The organism is Mannheimia varigena, assembly GCF_013377235.1.
Taxonomy (GTDB): Bacteria; Pseudomonadota; Gammaproteobacteria; order Enterobacterales; family Pasteurellaceae; genus Mannheimia; species Mannheimia varigena.
In genome coordinates this window covers 1,570,963-1,596,439 of the sequence record NZ_CP016226.1, presented here as the reverse complement: position 1 = coordinate 1,596,439, position 25,477 = coordinate 1,570,963, and the positions used below count along the sequence as shown (strand labels likewise).

Sequence of the window (25,477 nt, the reverse complement as noted above, 5' to 3'; positions counted from 1 at the left end):
AATAAATCTTAAGCTTGGTATGATGATAAGCCAGTGATTTAATCAATGTCTCAACCTGAGTTTGATAGCCTAAATCAGCAGCTAGTGCAATAACGATGGGTTGGTTATTTAACATCGTGTCGTGTCCCATATTTTTCTTAACTTACTATAATTTAATAAAAAATTATAAAAAAAATTAGCAGAATAGTACAAATACTGGTAATTGCAATATTCTTAAAGAAATCGACCGCTTGTATTAAAAGTAAAAATAATGTAAAAAAATTGAGACGCATGTCATATTTTTGAAAAATAGTTGTTTACTTTCCAAAAAAATCAGGCAAATTATGAACAATTTTTGCAAACACTAACTATTTGGGGTGAATTATGTTAAAACCATTCAAAAAACTTGCTGCAGCATTAGCAGTAACCGCTGCATTTTCTGTATCAGCTTTTGCTAACGATCCAATCGTCATCAAATTCTCACACGTTGTAGCAAATGAAACCCCTAAAGGTCAGGGGGCGCTAATGTTCCAAAAATTAGTGGATGAGCGTTTGGCAGGCAAAGTGAAAGTGGAAGTCTATCCAAACTCATCACTTTATGCAGATGGTAAAGAGATGGAAGCATTATTGTTAAATAACGTACAAATGCTTGCTCCATCACTGGCTAAATTTGATAAATACACACCAAAAATTCAAATTTTCGATCTACCGTTCTTGTTTGACGACATCAAAGCGGTTGAACGTTTTGAGCAATCTGAAGCAGGTCAATCATTGTTAAAATCAATGGAAGACAAAGGTATTACAGGTTTATCTTACTGGAACAACGACTTAAAACAACTTTCTGCAAACAAAGAATTACGTGAGCCGAAAGATGCTCGTGGTTTAAAATTCCGTGTACAGGCTTCAGAAGTGTTAGATGCACAGTTTAAAGCATTAAAAGCTGTACCGCGTAAAATGGCATTCGGCGAGATGTATCAAGGCTTACAAACAGGTGTTGTAAACGGTGCGGAAAACCCATATTCAAACATCTACTCACAAAAAATTCACGAAGTACAAAAATTCATTACTGAATCTAATCACGGCTTATTATCTTATATGGTTATCGTGAACACAGATTTCTGGAACAAAATTCCGGAAGATATACGTACAGAGCTGACCAAAATCTTAGATGAAGTATCGATTGAAGTGAATAAACAATCTCACGATCTAAACCAAAGTGATAAGAAGAAAATCGTGGATTCAGGTGCATCACAAATCGTTACTTTAACGGATGGGCAACGTGAAAAATGGCGTGAAGCAATGCGTCCTGTATGGAAGCAGTTTGAAGATGCAATCGGTGCAGACTTAATCAAAGCGGCTGAAGCATCTAACAAACAGTAATTCCAATAATTATTCAATTATCAGGGCGGACATAACAGTGTCCGCCCAAAACGATCTACATTTTGCAAAAAATTAAATAAATCTGACCGCTTGTTGGCATTTAATTTGTCCTTTCGGTTTTCTATTTGGGATTATCCTATTTTCGGAGTAAAAAATGTCTTCTTTAAAATGGTTCTGGGAGCGTTTTGAGGAATGTTTTATCGCTATTTTGTTGATGGTAATGACGCTTGTTACCTTTGCTTATGTGATGTTTAACAACCTTTATAACGTTTTTTTTGATTTAGCCGAAGCTGTACCATTTACCGCTGGCTTCGCTGAACCACTCGGCGAGTGGATTATGGAAGCCGCTCAAGAAATGACTTGGAGTGTAGCTTTAACTAAAGCTTGTTTTGGTTGGTTGATTTTCTTTGGTGCATCTTATGGGGTGCGTACCGCAGGGCATATCGGTGTTGATGTGTTAGTAAAAAAACTATCACGACACGGGCAAAAAATTGTAGGTATTATCGCTATTGGTGCTTGTTTAGCCTATGCGATTTTAATTGGTTCAGCCAGTTATGAGTGGATTTCAGCAATGTATGTTGCTGACATTGGTGCAGAAGATTTACACCAATTCCACCTTAAACAGTGGCACGTAGGTTTAATTATGCCTGTTGGTTTTGCCTTAATCGGTATCCGTTTTATTGAAATTTTAGTGCGTATTTTACAAGGCAAACAAGTTGGTCTTGGCTTAGCAGATGAAAGTGAAGACGCAATGAAACTCGCACAAGGAGAAGAATAATGACAATTTTAGTGCTATTTAGCTTGTTATTTATCTTAATGTTTCTTGGTGTACCCATTGCGATTTCACTCGGTTTGGCAGGGGCTGTTACCATTATGTTCTTCAGCCAAGATTCCGTCAGTTCATTAGCCATCAAACTATTTGAAACTTCAGAACACTATACCTTACTTGCAATTCCATTCTTCTTGCTTGCAGGTGCATTTATGACCACAGGTGGTGTGGCAAAACGCTTAATTGATTTTGCGAATGCAACCGTAGGTCATATTCGTGGTGGTTTAGCCATTGCGGCAGTACTTTCTTGTATGCTATTTGCTGCTCTTTCAGGCTCAAGCCCTGCAACGGTGGCAGCGGTTGGTTCAATTGCCATCGCAGGAATGGTGCGTTCAGGCTATCCAGTTGGATTTGGTACGGGGATTATCTGTAACGCAGGTACGCTTGGTATCTTAATTCCGCCATCAGTTGTAATGGTGGTATATGCCGCTTCAACTGAAACCTCTGTCGGTAAATTATTTATGGCAGGGGTTGTGCCGGGTATTATGCTTGGCGTGGCATTAATGATTGCTATCTATATTGTTGCTCGCATTAAAAACCTACCAGCCCAGCCTCGTGCGACAGTAAAAGAGTGGTTTACCGCCGCTCGCAAAGCGGTTTGGGGCTTACTGTTGATGGTGATTATTTTAGGCGGTATTTACAGTGGCATCTTTACCCCAACCGAAGCGGCAGCGGTCGCAGCAGTTTATTCGTGGTTTGTTGCGGTATTTATCTATAAAGATGTTAAACTGCGTGATTGCCCGAAAGTGTTGCTAGAATCTGCAAAATTAAGCGTAATGTTGATGTTTATCATCGCAAATGCGATGTTATTTGCTCACGTTCTTACTACCGAACAAATTCCTCAGCTGATTACTGAAACCGTCGTAGAATGGAATTTACAACCGTGGACATTCCTATTGGTGGTAAATATCGTGCTATTAATTGCCGGTGCATTTATGGAGCCATCTGCGATTATCTTAATCCTTGCACCAATTTTATTCCCAATTGCGGTGCAACTCGGTATCGATCCAATCCATTTAGGGATTATTATGGTAGTAAATATGGAAATTGGCTTGATTACACCACCAATCGGCTTGAACTTGTTCGTTGCCTCTGCGGTATCGAAAATGCCTCTTGCAGATGTAGTCAGAGCGGCAATGCCGTGGTTATTACTATTACTGACATTCCTAATCTTAATTACCTATATTCCGGCAATTTCATTAGCGTTGCCGAATTGGATTAGAATTAATTAATACAAGCGGTCGTTTTTTGTAAATTTTTTACAAATTCTTTTACCGCCCAATGCTATTAATCGGCATTGGGCGGTAATTTTATTAAAAATTCACTATTTCGCTAAAAACTTACCAAAATAATTTAACTTTTTGCTACAATTTGGGCTATTTATCGAATTTATTAATAAGTAGAGAAGAATATGAGTGTAAGTTCTTTTAACCGCACTTGGGCAAAAGTGATTTTAAGTGCGTTAATGCGTTATGGCGTAAAGCATTTTTGTATCGCACCAGGCTCTCGTTCCACCCCTTTAACCCTTGAGGCGGTACAACTTCAACAAACCCAATATGCAGAGTGCCACACCCACTTTGATGAGCGAGGCTTAGGCTTTTATGCGTTAGGGATTGCCAAAGCAACCAATAGCCCTGTTGCGGTAATTGTTACCTCAGGCACAGCGGTTGCTAACCTTTATCCTGCGGTGATTGAAGCAAGTCTTACTCATCAAAAACTGATTATTCTTTCTGCAGATCGTCCAACAGAATTAATTGGCTGCGGTGTTAATCAAGCCATTGCTCAACAAGGCATTTTTGCTAATTATCCTGTTGCGAGCGTAAACTTACCAAAAGCAAACGAGGCTTATAACGCAAGCTGGTTAGTTTCAACCATTGAGCAGGCTTGCACCACACAAGCTCAACAAGGTGGCGTGCTACACATTAATGCTCCTTTCGAAGAACCGCTTTATGAGGCTGATATTAATGAAATTCTCAACACCCCTTGGTTACGCCCAATTCAAGGTTGGCTGAATAATTCACAAACCAAATGGATTGACCAACAAGCAATTCAAAGTGAAGTATCTATGCACGAAAATTGGGATTACTGGCGAACCAAACGTGGCGTAATTGTGGTCGGTAAACTACCACCGGAACAAGGCACAGGCTTAAAAAACTGGGCGGAAACAATGGGCTGGTGCTTATTAAGCGATGTGCAATCTTGCATTGAAGCAAGCCTGCCGTATGCCGATATTTGGCTCTCTAACGAAACCGTAAAACAACGTTTATTGCAAGCGGATATTGTTATTCAATTCGGCACGCAAATTGTGAGTAAGCGTGTCAATGAGTTCTTAAAAGCTTATCAAGGCGAATTTTGGCTGGTTGATGAATCGCAAGATTACATTAATCCGAACGCTCACCATCAAACCCGTTTTGTGGCGAAAGCTCATCACTTCTTGCGTGTTCATCCGCCACTTCGCCAAAAGCCGTGGCTACTTGAGCCGTTAGCTCTTTCGCAATTCTGTGCAACCTTTATTGAGCAGCAAGTGGGGGGAAGTTTAAGTGAGGCATCACTTGCACACAATATTCAAGATGTTTTAGCTATTAATGGCAACTTATTCATCGGCAATAGCTTATTTGTACGTTTAGTTGATGCCCTATGCAAATTGCCTGAAGGCTACCCTGTTTATACTAATCGAGGAGCAAGTGGCATCGATGGTTTAATTGCGACAATGGCAGGTATTGCGAAAGGTAGCGACCGCCCAACCGTAGGTGTGGTGGGCGATGTTTCTGCTCTACACGACTTAAACTCCATCGCCCTATTAACCAAAATTACCCAGCCAACTATTTTATTCGTGGTAAATAACAGTGGCGGTGCATTGTTTGATATGTTGCCTGTTGATAGCAAAGCGAAAGATCAATATTACCGCCTTGCTCACAACTTTGAATTTGCTCAAGTCGCAACAATGTTCGGGCTTGAGTATATCCGCCCGTTTACTTGGGCAGATTTGAAAACCAAACTCAAACACGCCTATGCTCGTAAAGGCGTTACCATTGTGGAAATCAAAGTAAACGAACACGACGGCAGCAATATGTATAAATCATTGCTGAAACAAATTTCACAGGCGGAAATTGCCTAGTTACAACGATAGCACCAGCCTATGCTGGTGCTTTTATTTATAGATTTAATCAATGCTCTCATATCAATGGCACGCTAAACAAGGTACTCCTGTTGTTTTCTTACACGGGCTGCTCGGCTCACAACAAGATTGGCAAAGCGTTCTTCAACATTTGCAAAATTTTCCCCAAATTCGACCGCTTACTATCGACCTTCCATTTCACGGGCACAGCAAACACATCGTTTGTGCCGATTTTGCCGAACTACGAATACAGCTCCACACCGCTTTAGAAAAGGTAATTGGCTCACATTCATTCTATTTAGTGGGTTATTCGCTAGGTGGGCGGACTGCTCTTGATTATGTACTTAATATCCATAATCCCAATCTGCTTGGTACGATATTAGAAGGAGCAAATATCGGACTTGCATCAACAACTGAACGCCAAGCACGCTGGCAAAATGATTGCCAATGGGCGAACCGTTTTCGCCACGAGCCAATTGAAAAAGTGCTGGAAGATTGGTATCAACAGCCCGTATTTGTAGATTTAAGTGATACGGAAAGAAAATGCTATATTGATAGCAGAAAGCACAATCAAGGCGAACGAATTGCTCAAATGCTGGAAGCCACCAGCCTCGCCAAGCAGCCTAATTATGCTGAGCAATTAAAACAGACGGATAAAAACATTCTCTTTTTCATTGGGGACAAGGATAAAAAGTTCCGTCAAATGACAGAACAACATCAACTACCTGTGCAGATTATTTTAAAAGCAGGACATAATGCACATAGGGGAAATACGGAGAATTTTGTGGAGAAATTGCTTGCGTTCATCTTCACTCAACAAATCTAACTCTCTCCTTGCAATCGTTGCAACAACCTATCCATCGCCCGATAGCCTAAGGCTTCAGCTAAATGGATTTGTTGGATATTCTGTTCTCCTGCTAAATCCGCAATAGTACGAGAAACCTTCAAAATGCGGTGGTAAGCCCGAACTGACAAACCTAATTTGGTTAAGGCATTCTCCAGAAATAATGCATCTTGTGCGGATAGTTTGCAATCTCGCTCAATTTCTCGTGTAGTCAGTTGAGCATTAATTTTACCTGCTCGCTCAAATTGCATTTTTCTGGCTAAAAACACCCGCTTGCGAACTTGTTCGGTGATTTCTCCCCGATTTTCAGAACCACTTTGTAATGCCCCTTGGGGTAAAAGTGGCACTTCAATGGAGAGATCGAATCGGTCTAAAAACGGACCTGACAAACGGTTTAAATATCGCATTACTTGTTGGGGAGAAGTCCGATTATGCGTACCTTGATAATGCCCTGTCGGGCTTGGGTTCATTGCTGCAATTAATTGGAAACGAGCAGGAAATTGCACTTTAGCATTGGCTCTGGAAATAATAATTTCGCCTGCCTCTAATGGCTGGCGGAGTGCGTCTAACACTTTCCGCTCAAATTCGGGCAATTCATCTAGGAAAAGCACACCGTTATGGGCTAAAGAAATTTCACCCGGTTTTGGGATGGAGCCACCACCCACTAACGCTACCATTGATGCACTGTGATGGGGAGCCCGAAACGGGCGTTGTTTCCAATTCTGAAAATTTAGTTCATTCTGCACAAGGCTGGTTACTGAGGCAGTTTCGATTGCTTCTTCATCAGACATTTCAGGCAATAAGTCAGCCAAACGGCTGGCAAGCATTGTTTTCCCTGTGCCGGGCGGACCAAGAAAAAGCAAATTGTGTTGCCCTGCTGCGGCAATGGTTAAGGCTCGCTTCGCGTGCTGTTGCCCGATAATATCCGTGAGATCTCGGCTTACAAGCGGTTGATTTTCTGCCGAGTTTTGCAAAACTTGTTGGCAAATAGGCAGTTTGTCTCGCTTATTTAGCATATTCACCACATCAAGCAACGACTTCGCAAAATAAGTTGTGGCATTTGAAACCAAAGCCGCTTCATTCGCATTTTGCTGAGCCAATATCATTTGGCGTTTTGATTTTTCGGCTGAAATCACGGCAGGAATTGCTCCGTGCACACCTCGCAAATGCCCTGTGAGTGCCAACTCGCCTAAAAACTCAAACTGCTTTAATAAATCCGAATCAATCTGCCCCGACGCGGCTAAAATGCCGATAGCAATCGGCAAGTCAAACCGTCCGCCTTCTTTGGGTAAATCCGCAGGGGCAAGATTAATCGTAATCCGTTGGGGTGGATAGATAAAATTAGCGTTAATTAACGCACTTCGTACACGATCACCCGCCTCCTTCACGGTAGCTTCGGGCAAACCCACAATAGTTAATCTTGGCTGACCGTTACTGATATGGACTTCAATCGTTACTAATGGAGCTTCCACGCCAATGGAGGCTCGGCTGTAAACTATGGCTAATGTCATTATGTTGAGAAATAAGAAATCAATGACGAGAGAATAGAAGGAAAGAGAAAAAGAGGGTAGAACAAATATTCAAATTTTCGAGCGAGATCGCAAAAATAGTTTATGGGAGGTCAAAACCTCCCATAAAATAATATTATTTGACGATTTCAACCGGTCCGTGATCGTCGCAATGATCACCGTGCTGATGATGTAAACGACCATCTACAATATAGTCAATATGATCGCCGTGTGGCACTGCTTCGTGTCCACAGCCCTCGCCGTGAACGTGGTCGCCACAGCAATGAACAGCGTTGCATTCTGCCGGGTTAGTTTCATTCACTTCTAAAACGTGTTCATCGTAATGATCACCGTGTTTGTGATGCAAATGCCCATCGTGTAAATAGTCGATATGATCGTTATGTTTAATGGCGGTATGACCACAGCCTTCGCCGTGTTCGTGAGCGTGGTTTGTGTGAGTTTTGCAAGACATAAAATACTCCTTTTATAAACGAATAAATCGGTTTTATCCTAATCGGAAATGCAATACAATTCAAGGCGTTTCAGGCGTATATTAGCTCATTTAAGAGGAAAGAAAAATGAACACTGAATTGGATATGATTGTTGTTGGCGGCGGTATGGTTGGAGCCGCAACTGCGTTGGGGTTGGCAAAACAAGGCGTAAAATTAGCTTTGTTAGAAAAAAATCCGCTTCCGACTTTTGAGGCTAACTCTGCCTACGATTTACGCATTTCCGCTATCAGTATGGGCTCAATTCAGTTATTGGAAAAATTAGGTGTGTGGGAGCAAATTATCTCAATGAGAACTTGCCCTTATACCCAACTTGAAACCTGGGAAATAGAGGGCTTTAACACCGTATTTTCAGCCTCTGACTTAGAGCTGGGAAAATTAGGCGATATGGTAGAAAACAACCTAATCCAGATTGCATTATGGGAGCAGTTAAAGCAATTTCCAAACTGCGTACAAGCGGTCGGATTTAAGCAAATTTTTGCAAAAAGAGAAGAAAACCGCTGGAGAATTCAAGTTGATAACCAAACTTTTTCTGCTCCTATTATCATTGCCGCAGATGGAGCAAACTCGCAAGCCCGTCAGTGGGCAGGCATCGGCTTAACCAGCTGGCAATATCGCCAACATTGTTTGCTGGCAACCATCAAAACAGAAAAAACAACTCCCTCAACCACTTGGCAACAATTTTATACAACAGGTCCTCGTGCTTTTTTACCCCTTTCAGGCAACAACGGCTGCATTGTTTGGTACGATTCGCCACAACGTATTGTGGAGCTAAAAAATCTTCCTACTGAAAAACTTACTACCGAAATTGAGCAGCATTTCCCCGCTCGTTTAAGGGAAGAGTTAGGCAAGATTAACGTGCAGGCGTCAGGTACATTTCCGCTGACTCGCCAGCACGCTCAACATTATGTACAAAACGGTACGGTATTAGTGGGCGATGCAGCTCACACCATTAACCCTCTCGCAGGACAAGGGGTAAATTTAGGCTTTAAAGATGTAAAAGTACTGCTTGATGTGGTGGAACAAGCGGTCAAAAAAGGCGAAAGTTTTGCAAATGAAGAAGTATTTAAACGTTACGAGCAAAAACGCAAGCTGGACAATTTGTTAATGCAAACAAGCATGGATATTTTTTATAAAGCGTTTAAAACTGAACTTCTCCCACTGAAAATTGTCCGTAATTTAGGGTTAGTTATTGCCGACAAAGCAATGCCAATTAAAAAACAGGCGTTGAAATATGCGATAGGACTTTAGTTCCCAATATTTACTTTTTTTACAATTCTCTATTGATATGTAAATGTTGTAAATATGTAAAAATTTGCCATTTAAAATGGCAAAATAACGCTATAATCGTCTTTAGCAAGTTAAATGAAGTAACTTCGGAAAAATTCACTCTATCTGAATAAGGAACTAAAAATGAATTTCGATTTAAATCAATTATTACAACAAGGCCCAGTACGCGAATTCCTACTTAATCAAGTAGGCAAACAACTTGGCGTAACCAATGAAACAGGTGGTAACCTTTTAACTAAAGGTTTATCTCTGATCTTAGGCGGTATGAGCCAAAAGGCAAGCAGCACTGAAGGTGCAAGTAGCTTATTTAACCTTATCAGAAACACGAATCTACAAGGTAATCCATTAGATATCTTAATGGGCAAGTCTGATGTGACTACTAATAGCAACAACTTAAGCAATTTATTTGAATTAGGCAAAAATATTTTACCAAGCTTATTTGGCGATCGTACTGATGTAGTTGCAAGCCACTTAGCAACTAGCACAAATACTAGCCCAGCAGCATCTAAAGGTATTTTAGGTTTATTATTACCAATTGTTTTCTCTTTCTTTAAAGATAAAATTTCAAGCGGTTTTGGTTTAAGCAACTTCACTAACTTATTAGCTGAGCAAACAAGAGCTGTTTCAACAGAATTAGACACCGGAGCTTTAACAGCATTAGGTTTTGCAAATAATTCATTTAGCGATGTATTAAGCGATGTAGCCAAAGTAGGTACTGTTTCAGCAGCTGCAGCCCATACTGCAACAGCAAGACCAGCTTCTACTACTACAACTACAGTGAAAACTGAGCCAGCTAAATCATCTAGCTTAAGCAAATGGTTAATTGGTGCAGGTATCGTTTTAGCTGCTTTATTCGGTATTAAAAGCTGTTCAGATAAAGGTTCTACAACAACTGCGAACGCTCCAGCAGTTCAAACAACCTCAGCAGCTGAAGCGGTAAAAGTTTCTGATGGCTTAGGCAATCTTGCTTGGGAAAAAACAGATAAAGATTTAACTGTATCTGGTACAGTGCAAAATGATGGTATTAAAGCGAATATCTTAGATGCATTCAAAGGTTTAGCAGCAGGTTTACCATTAGTAGATAAATTAACGGTTGATGCAGAAGCAGATAAATTCAGCTTCAATAACTTCTCTGGTTTAGCTGATTTATTTAAAGATTTCCCAGGCGTAGATGGTGCATTTGCAGATAAAGTATTTAACTTACTTGGTGAAGTAAACAGCGAAGATGCAAAAACAAGCTTAGTTGAGAAAGCAAAAGCATTATTAGGTAACTTATTCACTGTAAATGCAGATAAAGTAAACGTAAATGAGCCAGAAGCTGGAGTGCTTACTGATATGTCTTTATCAAAATTAGATTTAGATATTATGTTTGCAACAGCATCATCTGAAATTAACCCACGTTATTTCCGTCGCTTAAACGCATTGGCACAATACTTTGTTGAAAATAAACGTGCGGGAGAAATTTCAGGTTACACTGATAATGTAGGTGATGCAGCAGCAAACCAACAGTTATCAGAACAACGTGCAAAATCAGTGCGTGATTACTTAATCAAACAAGGCGTTCCTGCTGAGTCACTAACTGCGGTAGGCTACGGTCAAGACAATCCAGTTGCAGACAATAACACGGAAGAAGGTCGTAAGAAAAACCGTCGTATTGAGTTTAACGTACGTTAATCAATAATTAAAAATAAAACGAGATAAACAAAATGTTTATCTCGCTTTTTTATTAGCATAAGGCGTAACAAATAAAAAGAAAGGAGGATTCCCCCTCCTTAATTCATCTACATTGCAACAATAACACATTCCGCTACACTACGAGCATTTGATTGTGCTCTCGAGGTTGCTGCTCTATCCCCAATAGGCCCCACAAAAACACGGTTCCAATCTGCACTGCTTGCGATACGGGCATTAAACCCAGCCATTGCAAGGCGTGCTTGCATATTTTCTGCTTGCGCTTTGTTTTTGAATGCTCCGCATTGCAAACCAAATTTACCGGCTTGATTTGCTGCTTTATCTGCTGATGTTGCTACACTTGCAACAATCTTGGCTGGTTGCTCTTTTTTCGCTTTTTCTTCAGCTAACTTGGTTTGCTCTGCCTTTTTGGCTTCTTGCTGCTTTTTCAATTCAGCTTGTTTACGCTTTTCTTCCGCCCTCTTTTCAGCTAAAGCGTCTTCTTCCGCTTTTTTTGCTGCTAACTCTTCTTCTGTAAGTAGCGTTTCTTCGGTAGCTGTTGCGGTATCTGTCGTTAGATTTTGCTGAGCCTGATCTGCTAATCGTGCTTCTTCTTGTTTACGTCTTTCTTCAATTTGCTGTTTTTGTTGAGCGGTTAATTGAGCTAAACGCTCTTGTGAAGTTTGGCTGTTATCGGTAATAACCGTACGGGTTTCCAAATCACGAATATAGCTCCAACTCTCTTCTGGTCGGCTAGGTAATTGGCTTTTAGGTTGTTGCTGATTTGGCTGAACAACACTAGGTGCTATCGGCTCTGGTGCACTTGACTTCAAGAACCATAATGCAATACCGCAACCTAAAATTAAACCGATAATCAGGATTAGAACCTTTTTAACATTACTCTCTTTTTGTGTTTTTTTATTTTTTTTCTCGTTTGAACGAGCAACATAATCACGTTGTGGCACAATAACCGCCTTAAAATTAAAGATAAAATAATTTGCAAATTTTACTGTAAAAATAACCGCTTGCCTATCGCATAAGATCATTTTTCAATTAAAGTTTTGTAAAATTTGGCTTAGATCCTACTTAATCATTTTTGATATGAGAAAGGTAAACATCAAAGCGGTGATTTTTGGTGGTTTGGGAAAAATCCGGCTTCTGTTCCGCCAAAAATGGAGCGTAATCCGGGCGTTTTACCACCACTCGCTTTTTCGCCAAGGCTTTTGCCGGTAGGAAAAAATCATCAGAATCCAAATCCGCCCCGACTAAATGCTGGAACACCCGCATTTCTTTTTTCACCAAGGCACTTTTCTGTTTGTGTGGATACATCGGATCTAAATAGACCACATCTGCCGCATTGGTTTGAAGATCAAGCTGCGAAATGTTGCGAACATCGGCTAAAATCATTCGTTCTTGCATAAATTCGCCGATTTCTGAATCTTGATAAGCCCGATTTAGCCCATCTTCCAATAACGCTGCTACAATCGGGTTTCGCTCCACCAACAGCACTTTACAGCCCACTGCCGCCAACACAAAAGCATCTCGACCAAGCCCTGCGGTGGCGTCAATTACGGTGGGTAAGTAGTCGCCTTTAATACCGACCGCCTTTGCCACTGCCTCGCCTCGCCCTCCGCCAAATTTACGGCGGTGAGCCATGGTGCCATCGACAAAATTCACCGCAATCGCCCCCAATTTTGGCTCGTCTAATTTGCGTAATTCCAAACGTTCTTCGGTCAGCACCAATGCCAGAGGGCTGAATTTGTCTTCAACCAGCTGCCATTTGTCGCAAATTTGTTGGAATTTGTCGCTATCTTGCGTTTCGTTAATTAATTGGATCATTTTAAAAGCTCTTCAAAATGTGCGAGTAAGCACGCTTTGCCAGCTACGTCCTCGTTTTGCCAAGCGGTTTTGAGGATATCGTCATTGAATAATGTTTCATATTCGGCGGCAATCGGGCGGTAGCTAATATGCCAAGGCTCAAAACCGACTCGTGAATGCGTGCCGTCAAAGGGGAAATAAAAACCAAATTGTTCTGCGTGAGCATGTAGCCACTTAGTGAGTTCAGCAAAATAGCCGCCCTCTAAATACTCCCAAGGCTCTAACAAAAGTTGGGTATTTTTAGGGAGCAAATCCGGGTCGAAAATATCAATTTCCGTCCCCCAATGGTGGCGACTTGAACCGGGAACCGCAGACCAACGTAGCATCGCTTGACATTTTTCGAAATCGGAAAGTGGGCTCATATCAATCGCAATGCCGCTATCATCGTGAACTTTACGTTCTCCGTTGAATTTCATATTCCAAATTAATTTTTGGCGTTCAAAATCCCGAAAGGTGCTGGCAGGTTGAAGATTAAAACCTGCCTCTTTTGCCCCTTGTTGCAATGCCAAAAACGCCTCAACCACTTCAGGCTGGAGGGCGTGTTTGTCAGAAAGCGAATTTGGCAACGTCACCAAATGCTCTCGGCTTTTGCCGGTTAAAAGATTTGCAATATTTTCCACAAAAATGACCGCTTGTATTGAAAATTAAAGCGGATTATAAACCAAATTTGAGTTATCTGCTGATTATTGATGAGGCATCACTCGTTAAATCTGATATAAGCGATCAACATCGGTAAAAATTTTATAAAAAATGACCGCTTGCCAAAAGGTAAATTTAAATTCTGTGATCCAATTCACGTTTTTAAAATAAACATTGTTCACTCACTTGCAAACCGCTCCAACTAGGCGTATAAAATTACGAAAGAGAAAGATACACTTTGACGTGTTACTGGATTCAGGCAAGATCAAATGTACTTAAATGACTTCACGATTTAGATAGAGAAGTCGTTTTTGTATGTTTGGTCTTTTTTATTTCTATCATTTGATAGGGGCAAACTATGGACTACGCAACAATAGCACGCCAGATTTTAGAAAACGTCGGCGGCAAAGAAAATGTCAATGATCTTAATCACTGCTTTACCCGTTTACGTTTTGTATTAAATGACAGCAGTAAAGCAAATAAAACAAAGATCTCACAAATGGAAGGAATTATCTCGGTACTAGAAAGTAACGGACAATTTCAAGTGGTAGTTGGCAATAAAGTAAAACAAGTATTTGATGAGATTAAACTACTAATTGGCGATATACAACCGAAAACAAATCAACCTAAAGCAGCATTACACCACCGAATTATCAATACTCTCGTTTCAATTTTTACACCAACTATTCCTGCTCTTGCCGCCTCAGGTATGCTAAAAGGGATCTTAGCATTAGCAGTGATTATCGGTAATTATTTTTTCCAAACCAATATCAAAGATTACCCGACCTACACTATCCTAAATGCAGCTTCCGATGCATTATTTTATTTCTTACCTATAATTCTTGGCTATTCTTCAGCTAAAGCTTTTAAAACCAATGAATTTATTGCAATGATTATTGGGGCAACTCTTTGCTACCCTTCTATCGTAGCGTTAATGGGCAATAAAGATGCGGTAGTTACTTTATTTAACTTACCTGTAACTAAAGCAAATTACGTATCTTCTGTCATTCCCATTATTATCGCAGTCTATATTTTAAGCTATGTACAGCGTTTCTTCGAAAAACATATTCCAGAAGTGTTGAAAATCATTATGGTACCAACTTGTTCACTACTTGTAATGATTCCTGCAACATTATTGGTATTTGGCCCAATTGGGATCTATATTGGCAATGCGGTAAACTGGACATACTATTTCATTATGGGAATTAGCCCTATTTTGCTCGGAGCCTTTATTGGTGGAGCTTGGTGTATTTTTGTAATTTTTGGAGCTCATAAAGCCATTGTACCAATTGGTATTAATGATGTTGCTCAAACAGGTAAACAAAACTTATTAGCCTTTGCTGGAGCAGCGAATTTCTCACAAGCAGGTTCAGCATTTGGTGTATTCTTGAAAACTAAAAATCAAAAGCTCAAAACAGTAGCCGCTTCAGCTTCTATTACTGCTTTATTTGGAATTACCGAACCTGCGATTTACGGCGTAAACTTGCGATTAAAAAAACCAATGGTTTACGCAGTTATTTGTGGGGCGTTAGGTGGTGCACTAATGGGTTGGGGAGGTTCTTATGGTACAGCTTTTGCCAACCAAGGGGTTTTAACTATACCTGTCTATGCAGAAGCGGGTCCATTAGCGTTTGCTTGCTATGTTATCGGTTGTTGTATCGCCTTTTTCGGTTCTGCATTTCTAACCTATGTACTAGGTTTTGAAGATATTAAAGAAGAAACTACTAATAGACAAAGCATTACTATAGAAAATGATTATGTAATGCCAAGCCCTATTGAAGGTAGCGCTATTCCTTTGAGTGAGATGAACGATCAGGTATTCGCTTCAGAAGCAATGGGTAAAGGCATTGCAGTTGTACCCACTAAAGGAGAGATAATTGCTCCTGATAACTGTACAGTATCAATTCTCTATCCGACATTACACGCTATAGGTTTAAAACTAGAAAATGGTGCTGAAGTAATTATCCATATCGGTATTAATACAGTGGAATTAAACGGCAAATATTTCACCGCTCACGTTGAAGTAGGACAACAGTTACAAAAAGGAGATAAAATTGTTTCCTTTGATATTGACGGAATTAAGCATTCTGGTTATGACCATACTACCGCAATAATTATTACTAACAGCGAGAACTTTTTAGATATTACTACTGCAATCGCACAATTAGGTACGGTAAAACAGAACGATAATTTACTAGCACTACAACTAAAACAGGATAAATCATGAAAACATTTACACCAAATTTTTTATGGGGTGCATCTTCTTCTGCTTTTCAAATTGAAGGAGGCTGGAATGAAGATGGTAAAGGAATGAGTGTTGCCGATTACAATTCATTCCAACGCTCACACAAACAAGCTGATTCCAAAGTAGCAAGCGATTTTTATCATCGCTACGAAGAAGATATTAAATTAATGCATAATTTAGGGTTGAAGACATATCGCTTTTCAATTGCGTGGTCTCGTATTATTCCTGACGGTGATGGTGAAATAAATCAAGCTGGAATTGATTTCTACAACAAAGTCATCAACTGCTTACTTGCTCACCAGATTGAGCCATTTATTACGCTTTATCATTTTGATTTACCGTTTGCATTAGTAGAAAAATATAATGGTTGGCAAAACCGTGACTGTGCTTATGCATTCCAACGCTTTGCCCAAGTCTGCTTTAATGCTTTTGGTGATAGAGTAAAAAACTGGCAAACTCATAATGAGCAAAATCTAATGGTAAGGGTAAACGAACGTATTAATATTTATCAAACAGAAGGCGTTAATGTAGAAAAAGTGCGAGCTCAAATGGATTATCATATGTTTATTTCCTGTGCCTTAGCGACTAACGATTGCCACAAAATGGTGAAAAATGGCAAAATCGGGCCTGCAGTTTCCTCCACAATGACCTATCCAGCTAGCAATAGACCTGAAGATGTATGGTCAGCTCGAATGAATGATAATTTCAAAACCAATTATGCATTGGAAATGTATTGTTTCGGTAAATATCCAGCCTATTATGAAAAATTTCTGCGGCAATGCGATATTTATCCACAAACAGAAGTAGGTGATGAAGAAATTTTGCAATCAGCGAAACCTGATTTCTTAGCTATCAATTATTATCGAACTCTAGTGACTCGCTATCTCCCTATTGACGAACACCACCCATTTGGCACACGAGAACGAGGAATGAATGAAGTAGATTTTAATCTCTATGGCTACTTCACTCACGAGATTAATCCTAACCTCAAAGCAAGTGAATACGGAGCTCAAATCGATCCGACAGGCTTACGATTAGTACTTAACGATTATTATCAAAAATACCGCTTACCGATGATTATCACTGAAAATGGTTTAGGTACACCAGATATTCTAACAGAAGATGGTAAAGTGAATGATGATTATCGTATTGATTATCTTAGAGCTCATATCAATGCCTGCTACCAAGCCATCGAAGATGGTGTTGAACTAGTCGGCTACTGCCCGTGGTCAGTTATTGATTTGCTTAGCTCACATCAAGGCTTTAAAAAACGATATGGATTTGTGTATGTTAATCGAGATGATTTTGACTTAAAAGATCTTAAACGAATCCCGAAAGCCAGTTATTATTGGTATCAGAATGTAATCAAACAAAACGGTTTAGATTAACGATGCAAATTATCAAAGTCCTCAATAATTCGCTATTGCTCGCTCTAGATAATCACGGTAATGAATGTGTCCTAATGGGAAAAGGCATTGGCTATCACCAAGCAATAGGCGATCAAGTTGATATCTCACAGGTAGAAAAAACTTTTTTATTGAAAGATAAAAAGGTATTACTGAATTTTATTCAGCTTGCTAATGAATTAGATGAGGACTATTTCGATTTGGTAAAACAAATTATTGAATTTGCCTATCAAGAATATCAAATCGAAGTAATGGATCATCTTTATCTCTCACTTTCTGACCATATAGCCTTTGCAGTTAAGCGATTACAAGCGGGTTATTTTGGTGAAAATTTTGCATATTTTGATTTAATTAAACGCCATACACCTGAATTTGCAATTGGAAAGTTTGCTATTCAACTGATTGCCGAAAAATTTGCACTAGAACTACCCGAATCGGAAGCATCTGCAATTGGTTTGCATTTTCTGAATGCAAAAATCAATGCTCCTCAAGCTCTGCGAGAAAAAGCTCTTGCTGAGTTGATTAAAAATATCGAAATTATTGTTCAACGAAGTATCAATAAGCCACTGAATAAGGAGAGTTTTTCTTACTCTCGCTTTCTCACCCACATCACCTACTTTTCTGAACGGTTACTTAATAAACAGCTTTCTCGTGAAATTACAGAAGCAGAGGCAAATTCCCTTTATCTTTCAATGCAATCCCAAATGCCACAAGAGCTAAAAATTCTAAATAAAATTAATAATTTTATTAAAAGCCAGCAAGGTATTGAGATTTCCCAACAAGAAAAAATTTACCTATTAGTGCATTTAAACCGCTTATATCTCGAAGCTTAATATATGATTTTGTAAAAAAGTGGTTAAAAATAACCGCTTGTACTTTTTTAGTGGAAATAAACAGCTTTCTATGTTAAAAAGTGAGGTCGAATTTTTTATTTAATTTCATCATTAAGGAACACAACAATGTCTTTACAAGCTATTATCGAAGCGGCATTTGAACGCCGTGCAGAAATTACCCCAAAAACTGTTGATGCAGAAACAAAATCTGCCGTTGAACAAGTTATCGCAGGTTTGGATAACGGTTCTCTGCGTGTGGCAGAGAAAAAAGATGGCGAGTGGGTGGTAAACCAGTGGGTGAAAAAAGCCGTGTTGCTTTCATTCCGTATCGCTGACAACGAAATCATTGACGGTGCAGAAACCAAATTCTACGACAAAGTGCCAACCAAATACGGCAACTACACTGAAGAACAATTCAAAGCGGACGGTATCCGTGCTGTGCCGGGTGCGGTGGTGCGTAAAGGTTCTCACATCGAGAAGAACGTAGTGTTAATGCCATCTTTCGTGAACATCGGTGCATACGTTGGCGAAGGCACAATGGTGGACACTTGGGTAACTGTGGGTTCTTGTGCTCAAATCGGTAAAAACGTGCACCTTTCAGGCGGCGTGGGTATCGGCGGCGTGTTAGAGCCACTGCAAGCGAACCCAACCATCATCGGTGACAACTGCTTTATCGGTGCACGCTCTGAAATCGTGGAAGGTGTGATCGTAGAAGATAACTGCGTGATCTCAATGGGCGTGTTTATCGGTCAATCAACCAAAATTTACGACCGTGAAACCGGCGAAGTGCATTACGGCCGTGTGCCGGCAGGCTCGGTAGTGGTTTCAGGTTCTCTGCCGTCCAAAGACGGTTCACACAACCTTTATTGTGCAGTAATCGTGAAAAAAGTGGACGAAAAAACGTTAAGCAAAGTGGGCTTGAACGATTTACTTCGCTCAATCGATGAGTAATTGAACGCTCCCCCATTTTGCAAAAGTGGGGGATTTTTTTACCGCTTGTAAGGATAATAAAAATGAAAAAAATCTTACTTTTAAACGGCCCAAACCTCAATATGCTTGGCAAGCGTGAGCCTGAAATTTACGGTTCGCAAACGTTGGCAGATATTGAAAACCGCTTGAAAACCTTAGCGTTGGAACAAAGTGTGGAACTAGATGCGTTCCAAGCGAACGGCGAAGAGCCGATCATCAACCGCATTCATCAAGCCTTCCAAAATACTGATTTTATTATTATCAACCCTGGGGCATTCACTCACACCAGCGTGGCAATTCGTGATGCGTTGCTCTCTGTTTCAATTCCTTTTATTGAAGTACATCTTTCTAATGTGCATAGCCGTGAACCTTTCCGCCATCACTCCTATCTAAGTGATATAGCAAAAGGCGTTATTTGTGGCTTGGGGGTTAAAGGCTATGAATATGCGTTGGATTTTGCGATTTCACAATTAAAAAAATAAGGTAATAAAATGGCAGTTAAAAATGAACAATTTATCGTTATCTGTAACGGTGTGATTCGCTTATTTGGCAATATTGTAAAGGTGCTGAGCTACCCTTTCCATGCCCTATTTCCGAAAAAACGCTTTACGATTCCGGAATATAGTCCAGCAAAAATTCGCTCTAACAAGCCAACAAAAATTACCAAAACAATTTGGCAAACGAATTATTCAAATAAAGTAACCTTGCCAATGTATGCCAATTATTTATTTAATCGCTTGATGTCATTAAGTTATGATTATCGTTATGTCAGCACAGAAGAACGTGAGGCCTATATCAAAGCCAATGCAGACGAACGCACTTTTAATGCTTACAGCAAGCTTACGGATGGTGCAGCTCAAGCTGATTTCTGGCGAATCTTCACTTTATTAAGAGAAGGCGGCATTTATATTGATATTGATGGGCATTTGGTCTACCCGCTTTCTAAAATTATTAATGAAAACGATAGCGAGGTATTAATCAAACGCCGTGATAAATACACTAACTTTTTCTTAGCAAGCGAAAAAGGTAACTGGATTTTAAAAGATACGCTTGAGCTAATTATCAGCAATATTGAAAACCGCCGCATTGAGGGTGGAGTGTTTGTGATGACAGGTCCAGACACATTAAATAATGCAATTGGCGACAAAGTGGTAAATTTCCGCCGTGATAAAATAACCTGTGCACAAGGCACATTTACCAATGAGTATTTCCAATATATCGACAAACCGGGCAGTAAATGGAACTACAAGAAGAATGAGGATTTGCTCAAATAAGTTACAAGCGGTTGAAATTTGCAAAAAACTTACCATTTTTAACCGCTTGTTATCGGTAAATTCCTAACCAACCCAACTGGTACGATGAATACAAAAATCACGTATTTTCGCCAAATTTAGAAGATTTTATTCGCAAAATTGGCGAAATTCAGGTATTCTACACCCAGAATTTTTAACTCTGCATTCTATTATTTACGATAAAAAAATGCAGAGTTCTATTTTTTAATTAATCACATACGGAATCTTATTATGGATATTCGCAAAATCAAAAAACTTATCGAATTAGTTGAAGAATCTGGCATTACTGAATTAGAAGTGTCTGAAGAAGAAGGTACAGTACGTATTAGCCGTGCTGCACCAGCAGCCGTTGTTGCTCCTGCAGTTCAATATGCAGCAGCTCCTGTTGCAGCTCCTGTTGCAGCTCCTACTACCGCTGCTCCACAACCTGTAGCGCCAGCCGCTTTCCCATCTAATGCAGTAACTGAACAAGTAAGCGGACACGCTGTGCGTTCTCCAATGGTTGGAACATTCTACCGTAGCCCAAGCCCAGATGCGAAAACATTCGTTGAAGTAGGTCAAACCGTGAAAATCGGCGATGCACTCTGTATTGTTGAAGCGATGAAAATGATGAATCGCATTGAATCAGATAAAGCTGGTGTAGTTAAAGAAATTTTAGTTAATGATGGCGAACCTGTAGAGTTCGATCAAAAATTATTCATCATCGAATAATCTATGCTTGCCCTTATTCTCTAATAGGGGCATCTTTCCAACCAATTCACTTCAAGGGAATCTCCCAATGTTAGAAAAAGTTGTTATTGCAAACCGTGGCGAAATTGCCTTACGCATTTTACGAGCCTGTAAAGAATTAGGCATTAAAACGGTTGCCGTTCACTCAACAGCAGACCGTGAATTAAAACATGTTTTATTAGCAGATGAGACTATCTGTATTGGTCCTGCTCCTTCTGTTAAAAGTTATTTAAATATCCCAATGATTATTGCTGCAGCAGAAGTAACAAATGCTGATGCAATTCATCCGGGTTACGGCTTCTTATCTGAAAACGCAAATTTTGCAGAACAAGTTGAAAAATCTGGCTTTGTTTTTATCGGCCCAACAGCTGATGTAATCCGCTTAATGGGTGATAAAGTCTCTGCAATTAATGCGATGAAAAAAGCAGGTGTACCTTGCGTACCAGGTTCTGATGGCCCTATTGGGAATGATCCGAAGAAAAACAGAGAAATTGCCAGCCGCATCGGCTACCCTGTTATCATCAAAGCCTCTGGCGGCGGCGGTGGGCGTGGTATGCGTGTAGTTCATCACGAAAAAGATTTAGAAGAATCTATCGCAATGACCAAAGCGGAAGCGAAAGCCGCGTTCAATAACGATATGGTTTATATGGAAAAATACTTAGAAAATCCACGCCATATTGAAATTCAAGTGCTTGCTGATACGCACGGTAATGCGGTTTATTTAGCAGAACGTGATTGCTCAATGCAACGTCGCCACCAAAAAGTAGTAGAAGAAGCTCCAGCACCGGGCATTACAGAAGAGTTGCGTAAATTCATCGGCGAACGTTGTGCAAATGCTTGTCGTGAAATCGGCTATCGTGGTGCAGGTACATTCGAGTTCTTATATGAAAACGGCGAGTTCTATTTCATTGAAATGAACACACGTTTACAGGTAGAACACCCTGTTACTGAAATGATTACAGGCGTGGACTTAGTAAAAGAACAACTGCGTGTTGCAGCTGGTTTACCACTTTCTATCAAACAAGAAGATATTAAAGTGAAAGGACACGCTATTGAGTGCCGTATTAATGCGGAAGATCCACAGACTTTCTTACCATCCCCGGGTAAAATTACACGTTTACACGCACCGGGCGGTTTGGGTGTACGTTGGGACTCTCACATTTACTCAGGCTATAGCGTACCACCACATTATGATTCAATGATTGGTAAGCTAATCACTTTTGCAGAAGATCGTGATATTGCTATCCGTCGTATGGAAAATGCGTTGTCTGAAACAATTGTTGATGGAATTAAAACCAATATTCCACTGCATACTCAAATCCTTTCTGATGCCGAATTCCGTAAAGGTGGCACAAATATTCACTATTTAGAGAAGAAACTCGGTCTTAAATAACTCTCATAGGCGAACAATGTTCGCCTTTTTCATTATTTTCTTACCTAAAATGTGAATGATGTCGCTAAATCATAAAAAATTTCGCGTTTTCTATGATTTCTCAGGTAGAATATTAAATAAACTAAAGCAACACAATCGCAAGGAGCATTTATGAACATTCCATTCTGCTTACCTGAAAACATTAGCCCTGAAACATTTTTGCGTGAATATTGGCAAAAACGCCCTCTTTTAATTCGTAATGGCCTACCTCAAATTGTAGATTTATTTGAACCGGAAGATATTATGGAATTAGCCTTAGAAGAGGAAGTTACCGCCCGCTTAATTCAATGTAAAAATGAAAAATGGTCGGTGAAATGCAGTCCTTTTGTAGAAGATGATCTACAAAATCTGCCGGAGCAATGGTCTGTGATGGTGCAAAATCTTGAACAGTGGTCGCCAGAACTTGGCAAATTATGGCAAGCCTTTGGCTTTATCCCACAGTGGCAGCGTGATGATATTATGGTTTCCTGTTCGCCATTAGGTGGCACTGTTGGTAAACATTATGATGAATACGATGTTTTCCTTGTGCAAGGCTATGGGCAACGCCGTTGGCAACTTGGTAAATGGTGCGATCCAAACACAGAATTTAAGCCAAATCAGCCAATTCGTATTTTTGACGATATGGGCGAATTGGTATTAGATGAAGTAATGAACCCGGGTGATGTGCTTTATGTTCCTTCTCGGATGGCACATTACGGCATTTCCGAAAGCGATAAAGGGCTCACTTTCTCGTTTGGTTTACGTTATCCAAATGCCACGGATTTATTAGAAAACCTCTGTAAAACTATTGAGCAACAAGCGGATACAATTAATTCATCGGAATTTCATATTCCATTCCGCTTAAGTCCAAATGAGCAACCTAGTGCATTACTCGATCCTAGAACAGTTAAAACCTTTAAGCATCATTTAATCGACCTACTACAAAATTCCGAGCAGTTTGACGAGCTGCTTACTCATAGTGTTGCAACGGCAGTAAGTTCTCGTCGTTATGAATTACTACAAACAGATAACGAATACTATCCAGATGAAGTGCAAGAGGTGCTAGAAGCTGGTGGCTGGCTGCAACAAGATGCGAACGTAAAAATTCTTTACACCGATAATCCACAGCGCTTGTATGTGAATGGTGAATGGATTGATGAGCTGAATGAAGCAGAAATGGCGTTACTTATTCGTATCGCAAATGGCGATTCAATTTCGTGGAATAAACTTGCCTCCAAAGTACAAGATCAAGCAGAACTGGAGTTAATTTTAGATACCATCTGCGATTGGTTAGATAGTGGTTGGATTATTTTATCGGAAGCGGAATAGTCGTAAATCTGACAAGCGGTTAAATTTGAATAAGGGTGTAAGATGCAAATTGAACAATATCAACAATGGGTTCGGAAGTTTTATCAACAGCAAGGTTGGTATGAGCGTAGCCCATTTATGCGAGTAACTTATCTGACCGAAGAAATCGGGGAGGTTGCCTGTGCGGTCAGAGCGATTGAGATTGGGCGTGAACGCCCTTATGAAAGCGAAAACTCCCAGCAACAGAAGCGGGAAAATTTGATCGAAGAGCTAGGCGATGTGATAGATAATGTATTTGTGCTTGCCGATAAATACGGCATCTCAATGACAGAAGTGATTGAACGCCATCAAGCAAAATTTGAGAAACGCTATTTGCAAAAAAATGTGAAAAAATGACCGCTTGTCATCACTTAAAAAACCAAAAGCCTTGGGTTTCCCCAAGGCTTTTGTGCATTTCAACTGCTTTGTAGCAATTAGTCGCCAAGACGCTCTTTGATACGTGCAGATTTACCAGAACGCTCACGTAAGTAGTAAAGTTTAGCTTTACGTACCGCACCTTTACGTTTAACGCTGATGGTGTCGATTACTGGTGAGTGAGTTTGGAATGTACGCTCAACGCCTACGCCGTTTGATACTTTACGTAGAGTGAATGCAGAGTGCAAGCCACGGTTACGAATTGCAATAACCACGCCTTCGAACGCTTGCAAACGTTTTTTACTACCTTCTACTACCCATACCTTAACTTCTAATGTGTCACCCGGACGGAAGCTAGGTAAGTCTTGTTTTAACTGTTCTTGTTCAAGTTGCTTGATGATGTTACTCATTTTAAAAACCTTCTAAAAATCCTAGAATTAACTGATTTTGTGTTGTTTTTTGATTTTCGCCAACAACACTCGTTGTTCGTCAGTCAGAGCTAGGCTATCCAATAGCTCAGGGCGTCTTAACCACGTTCGTTCAAGCGATTGTTCCAACCGCCATTTGCGAATTTGTTCGTGGTGTCCAGACATCAGCACATCTGGGACAGGCATACCGTCTAACACTTCGGGGCGGGTGTAATGTGGGCAATCCAATAAACCTTCTGCGAAAGAGTCTTCCAACGCTGAAGCCTGCTTGCCTAATACTCCCGGAACAAACCTTGAAACGGCATCAATTAATGTCATTGCAGGAAGTTCTCCCCCTGTTAAAACGTAATCTCCGATTGACCATTCCTCATCAACTTCGGTTTGAATCAACCGCTCATCAACCCCTTCATATCGTCCACAGATTAAAATCAATTTCTGATTTGAAGCCAGCGTTTGCACGCCGGTTTGATCGAGCTTACGTCCTTGCGGTGAAAGGTAAATCACTTTAGCCTCTACACCGTCTGCTGCTCTGGCAGCCTCTTTTGCTGCATGAATTGCATCACGCAAAGGCTGAACCATCATCAACATTCCCGGGCCACCGCCATAAGGGCGATCATCCACGGTTTTATGTTTATCGAATGTAAAATCACGAGGATTCCAACACGCTATTTGCAGCAGATTCTGTTTAACTGCACGTCCTGTTACCCCAAAATCAGTGATTGCTTTAAACATTTCAGGAAACAGTGAAATAATACCAATCCACATTTTAACGCCTCAAATGCTTAACAAAGCTAACC

24 protein-coding genes are annotated in these 25,477 nt (G+C 40.2%); 17 read left to right on the top strand and 7 right to left on the bottom strand.

The genetic code is table 11. From position 1 onward, the window contains the following. Positions 1-363 precede the first annotated feature (363 nt). The 5 genes from A6B40_RS07475 (at position 364) to menH (ending at position 6,132) form a co-directional block, all read left to right on the top strand. Complete coding sequence (locus A6B40_RS07475; protein WP_176672007.1) at positions 364-1,359, top strand: TRAP transporter substrate-binding protein; 996 nt, start codon at positions 364-366, stop codon at positions 1,357-1,359. Between the two features lie 154 nt (positions 1,360-1,513). After that, positions 1,514-2,137, top strand: coding sequence for a TRAP transporter small permease (locus A6B40_RS07470; RefSeq protein ID WP_176672005.1), 624 nt, complete (start codon positions 1,514-1,516; stop codon positions 2,135-2,137). Then, positions 2,137-3,420 carry a C4-dicarboxylate TRAP transporter large permease protein DctM gene (gene dctM / locus A6B40_RS07465; RefSeq protein ID WP_176672004.1) on the top strand — a complete coding sequence of 428 codons (1,284 nt, stop codon included), beginning with the start codon at positions 2,137-2,139 and terminating at the stop codon, positions 3,418-3,420. The genes A6B40_RS07470 and dctM overlap by 1 nt, the downstream gene beginning before the upstream one ends. A 179-nt stretch (positions 3,421-3,599) precedes the next feature. Beyond that, the gene (gene menD / locus A6B40_RS07460) at positions 3,600-5,306 is read left to right on the top strand and encodes a 2-succinyl-5-enolpyruvyl-6-hydroxy-3-cyclohexene-1-carboxylic-acid synthase (RefSeq protein WP_176672003.1); all 1,707 of its coding nucleotides are present in this window, start codon (positions 3,600-3,602) and stop codon (positions 5,304-5,306) included. A gap of 52 nt (positions 5,307-5,358) precedes the next feature. Beyond that, positions 5,359-6,132, top strand: a complete 774-nt coding sequence (gene menH / locus A6B40_RS07455) for a 2-succinyl-6-hydroxy-2,4-cyclohexadiene-1-carboxylate synthase (RefSeq protein ID WP_176672002.1) — start codon at positions 5,359-5,361, stop codon at positions 6,130-6,132. Here the strand turns inward: menH and A6B40_RS07450 are convergent. Continuing rightward, the gene (locus tag A6B40_RS07450) at positions 6,129-7,661 is read right to left on the bottom strand and encodes a YifB family Mg chelatase-like AAA ATPase (protein ID WP_176672001.1); all 1,533 of its coding nucleotides are present in this window, start codon (positions 7,659-7,661) and stop codon (positions 6,129-6,131) included. The two genes, menH and A6B40_RS07450, sit on opposite strands and share 4 nt — an antisense overlap. A 133-nt stretch (positions 7,662-7,794) precedes the next feature. Next, complete coding sequence (locus A6B40_RS07445) at positions 7,795-8,130, bottom strand: hypothetical protein (RefSeq protein ID WP_025247123.1); 336 nt, start codon at positions 8,128-8,130, stop codon at positions 7,795-7,797. 106 nt (positions 8,131-8,236) lie between these two features. Between A6B40_RS07445 and A6B40_RS07440 the strand changes: the two genes are divergently transcribed. Further along, the gene (locus A6B40_RS07440) at positions 8,237-9,418 is read left to right on the top strand and encodes an FAD-dependent oxidoreductase (protein WP_176672000.1); all 1,182 of its coding nucleotides are present in this window, start codon (positions 8,237-8,239) and stop codon (positions 9,416-9,418) included. A gap of 162 nt (positions 9,419-9,580) precedes the next feature. Next, positions 9,581-11,131 (top strand): OmpA family protein, encoded by a 1,551-nt coding sequence (locus A6B40_RS07435; RefSeq protein WP_176671999.1) that lies wholly within the window; start codon positions 9,581-9,583, stop codon positions 11,129-11,131. Positions 11,132-11,238: 107 nt separating this feature from the next. On the opposite strand, the gene ftsN is transcribed toward A6B40_RS07435, so the two are convergent. The 3 genes from ftsN to A6B40_RS07420 form a co-directional block, all read right to left on the bottom strand. Then, a complete protein-coding gene (gene ftsN, locus A6B40_RS07430; RefSeq protein ID WP_176671998.1) occupies positions 11,239-12,093 on the bottom strand; it encodes a cell division protein FtsN in 855 nt (284 codons plus the stop codon). A 121-nt stretch (positions 12,094-12,214) separates the two neighbouring features. Continuing rightward, the gene (locus A6B40_RS07425; protein WP_176671997.1) at positions 12,215-12,967 is read right to left on the bottom strand and encodes a class I SAM-dependent methyltransferase; all 753 of its coding nucleotides are present in this window, start codon (positions 12,965-12,967) and stop codon (positions 12,215-12,217) included. Then, entirely contained in the window at positions 12,964-13,626 is a 663-nt protein-coding gene (locus A6B40_RS07420; protein ID WP_176671996.1) for a M15 family metallopeptidase, read from the bottom strand. The genes A6B40_RS07425 and A6B40_RS07420 overlap by 4 nt, the downstream gene beginning before the upstream one ends. Positions 13,627-14,003: 377 nt before the next feature. On the opposite strand from A6B40_RS07420, the gene A6B40_RS07415 reads away from it, so the two are divergent. From A6B40_RS07415 to A6B40_RS07370, 10 genes are all read left to right on the top strand, one after another. Beyond that, positions 14,004-15,872 carry a beta-glucoside-specific PTS transporter subunit IIABC gene (locus tag A6B40_RS07415; protein WP_176671995.1) on the top strand — a complete coding sequence of 623 codons (1,869 nt, stop codon included), beginning with the start codon at positions 14,004-14,006 and terminating at the stop codon, positions 15,870-15,872. Then, positions 15,869-17,278 carry a glycoside hydrolase family 1 protein gene (locus tag A6B40_RS07410; protein WP_218064529.1) on the top strand — a complete coding sequence of 470 codons (1,410 nt, stop codon included), beginning with the start codon at positions 15,869-15,871 and terminating at the stop codon, positions 17,276-17,278. The genes A6B40_RS07415 and A6B40_RS07410 overlap by 4 nt, the downstream gene beginning before the upstream one ends. A gap of 2 nt (positions 17,279-17,280) precedes the next feature. Then, positions 17,281-18,129, top strand: coding sequence for a PRD domain-containing protein (locus A6B40_RS07405; RefSeq protein ID WP_176671994.1), 849 nt, complete (start codon positions 17,281-17,283; stop codon positions 18,127-18,129). 126 nt (positions 18,130-18,255) lie between these two features. Beyond that, a complete protein-coding gene (dapD, locus tag A6B40_RS07400; RefSeq protein ID WP_025216481.1) occupies positions 18,256-19,080 on the top strand; it encodes a 2,3,4,5-tetrahydropyridine-2,6-dicarboxylate N-succinyltransferase in 825 nt (274 codons plus the stop codon). A 62-nt stretch (positions 19,081-19,142) separates the two neighbouring features. Next, the gene (gene aroQ / locus A6B40_RS07395; RefSeq protein WP_176671992.1) at positions 19,143-19,580 is read left to right on the top strand and encodes a type II 3-dehydroquinate dehydratase; all 438 of its coding nucleotides are present in this window, start codon (positions 19,143-19,145) and stop codon (positions 19,578-19,580) included. A 9-nt stretch (positions 19,581-19,589) separates the two neighbouring features. Continuing rightward, the gene (locus tag A6B40_RS07390) at positions 19,590-20,372 is read left to right on the top strand and encodes a glycosyltransferase family 32 protein (RefSeq protein WP_025343118.1); all 783 of its coding nucleotides are present in this window, start codon (positions 19,590-19,592) and stop codon (positions 20,370-20,372) included. 249 nt (positions 20,373-20,621) lie between these two features. Next, a complete protein-coding gene (gene accB / locus A6B40_RS07385) occupies positions 20,622-21,101 on the top strand; it encodes an acetyl-CoA carboxylase biotin carboxyl carrier protein (RefSeq protein ID WP_176671991.1) in 480 nt (159 codons plus the stop codon). Positions 21,102-21,168: 67 nt separating this feature from the next. After that, positions 21,169-22,512, top strand: a complete 1,344-nt coding sequence (gene accC, locus A6B40_RS07380; RefSeq protein WP_025247113.1) for an acetyl-CoA carboxylase biotin carboxylase subunit — start codon at positions 21,169-21,171, stop codon at positions 22,510-22,512. Between the two features lie 150 nt (positions 22,513-22,662). Then, positions 22,663-23,859 (top strand): ribosomal protein uL16 3-hydroxylase, encoded by a 1,197-nt coding sequence (locus A6B40_RS07375; protein WP_176671989.1) that lies wholly within the window; start codon positions 22,663-22,665, stop codon positions 23,857-23,859. A gap of 42 nt (positions 23,860-23,901) precedes the next feature. Continuing rightward, positions 23,902-24,234 carry a MazG nucleotide pyrophosphohydrolase domain-containing protein gene (locus tag A6B40_RS07370; RefSeq protein WP_176671987.1) on the top strand — a complete coding sequence of 111 codons (333 nt, stop codon included), beginning with the start codon at positions 23,902-23,904 and terminating at the stop codon, positions 24,232-24,234. 77 nt (positions 24,235-24,311) lie between these two features. Here the strand turns inward: A6B40_RS07370 and rplS are convergent, their stop codons facing one another. Together rplS and trmD are read right to left on the bottom strand one after the other, a co-directional pair. Further along, positions 24,312-24,662, bottom strand: coding sequence for a 50S ribosomal protein L19 (gene rplS, locus A6B40_RS07365; protein ID WP_025216474.1), 351 nt, complete (start codon positions 24,660-24,662; stop codon positions 24,312-24,314). Positions 24,663-24,689: 27 nt separating this feature from the next. Further along, entirely contained in the window at positions 24,690-25,445 is a 756-nt protein-coding gene (trmD, locus tag A6B40_RS07360; RefSeq protein WP_176671986.1) for a tRNA (guanosine(37)-N1)-methyltransferase TrmD, read from the bottom strand. Between the last annotated feature and the right edge of the window lie 32 nt (positions 25,446-25,477).

Excerpts from the sequence above, each read along its gene's own strand:
- A6B40_RS07475 (WP_176672007.1), top strand. The coding sequence starts at position 364 with ATGTTAAAACCATTCAAAAAACTTGCTGCAGCATTAGCAGTAACCGCT.
- A6B40_RS07470 (WP_176672005.1), top strand. The coding sequence starts at position 1,514 with ATGTCTTCTTTAAAATGGTTCTGGGAGCGTTTTGAGGAATGTTTTATC.
- dctM (WP_176672004.1), top strand. The coding sequence starts at position 2,137 with ATGACAATTTTAGTGCTATTTAGCTTGTTATTTATCTTAATGTTTCTT.
- menD (WP_176672003.1), top strand. The coding sequence starts at position 3,600 with ATGAGTGTAAGTTCTTTTAACCGCACTTGGGCAAAAGTGATTTTAAGT.
- menH (WP_176672002.1), top strand. The coding sequence starts at position 5,359 with ATGCTCTCATATCAATGGCACGCTAAACAAGGTACTCCTGTTGTTTTC.
- A6B40_RS07450 (WP_176672001.1), bottom strand. The coding sequence starts at position 7,661 with ATGACATTAGCCATAGTTTACAGCCGAGCCTCCATTGGCGTGGAAGCT.
- A6B40_RS07445 (WP_025247123.1), bottom strand. The coding sequence starts at position 8,130 with ATGTCTTGCAAAACTCACACAAACCACGCTCACGAACACGGCGAAGGC.
- A6B40_RS07440 (WP_176672000.1), top strand. The coding sequence starts at position 8,237 with ATGAACACTGAATTGGATATGATTGTTGTTGGCGGCGGTATGGTTGGA.
- A6B40_RS07435 (WP_176671999.1), top strand. The coding sequence starts at position 9,581 with ATGAATTTCGATTTAAATCAATTATTACAACAAGGCCCAGTACGCGAA.
- A6B40_RS07425 (WP_176671997.1), bottom strand. The coding sequence starts at position 12,967 with ATGATCCAATTAATTAACGAAACGCAAGATAGCGACAAATTCCAACAA.
- A6B40_RS07415 (WP_176671995.1), top strand. The coding sequence starts at position 14,004 with ATGGACTACGCAACAATAGCACGCCAGATTTTAGAAAACGTCGGCGGC.
- A6B40_RS07410 (WP_218064529.1), top strand. The coding sequence starts at position 15,869 with ATGAAAACATTTACACCAAATTTTTTATGGGGTGCATCTTCTTCTGCT.
- A6B40_RS07405 (WP_176671994.1), top strand. The coding sequence starts at position 17,281 with ATGCAAATTATCAAAGTCCTCAATAATTCGCTATTGCTCGCTCTAGAT.
- dapD (WP_025216481.1), top strand. The coding sequence starts at position 18,256 with ATGTCTTTACAAGCTATTATCGAAGCGGCATTTGAACGCCGTGCAGAA.
- aroQ (WP_176671992.1), top strand. The coding sequence starts at position 19,143 with ATGAAAAAAATCTTACTTTTAAACGGCCCAAACCTCAATATGCTTGGC.
- A6B40_RS07390 (WP_025343118.1), top strand. The coding sequence starts at position 19,590 with ATGGCAGTTAAAAATGAACAATTTATCGTTATCTGTAACGGTGTGATT.
- accB (WP_176671991.1), top strand. The coding sequence starts at position 20,622 with ATGGATATTCGCAAAATCAAAAAACTTATCGAATTAGTTGAAGAATCT.
- accC (WP_025247113.1), top strand. The coding sequence starts at position 21,169 with ATGTTAGAAAAAGTTGTTATTGCAAACCGTGGCGAAATTGCCTTACGC.
- A6B40_RS07375 (WP_176671989.1), top strand. The coding sequence starts at position 22,663 with ATGAACATTCCATTCTGCTTACCTGAAAACATTAGCCCTGAAACATTT.
- A6B40_RS07370 (WP_176671987.1), top strand. The coding sequence starts at position 23,902 with ATGCAAATTGAACAATATCAACAATGGGTTCGGAAGTTTTATCAACAG.
- rplS (WP_025216474.1), bottom strand. The coding sequence starts at position 24,662 with ATGAGTAACATCATCAAGCAACTTGAACAAGAACAGTTAAAACAAGAC.
- trmD (WP_176671986.1), bottom strand. The coding sequence starts at position 25,445 with ATGTGGATTGGTATTATTTCACTGTTTCCTGAAATGTTTAAAGCAATC.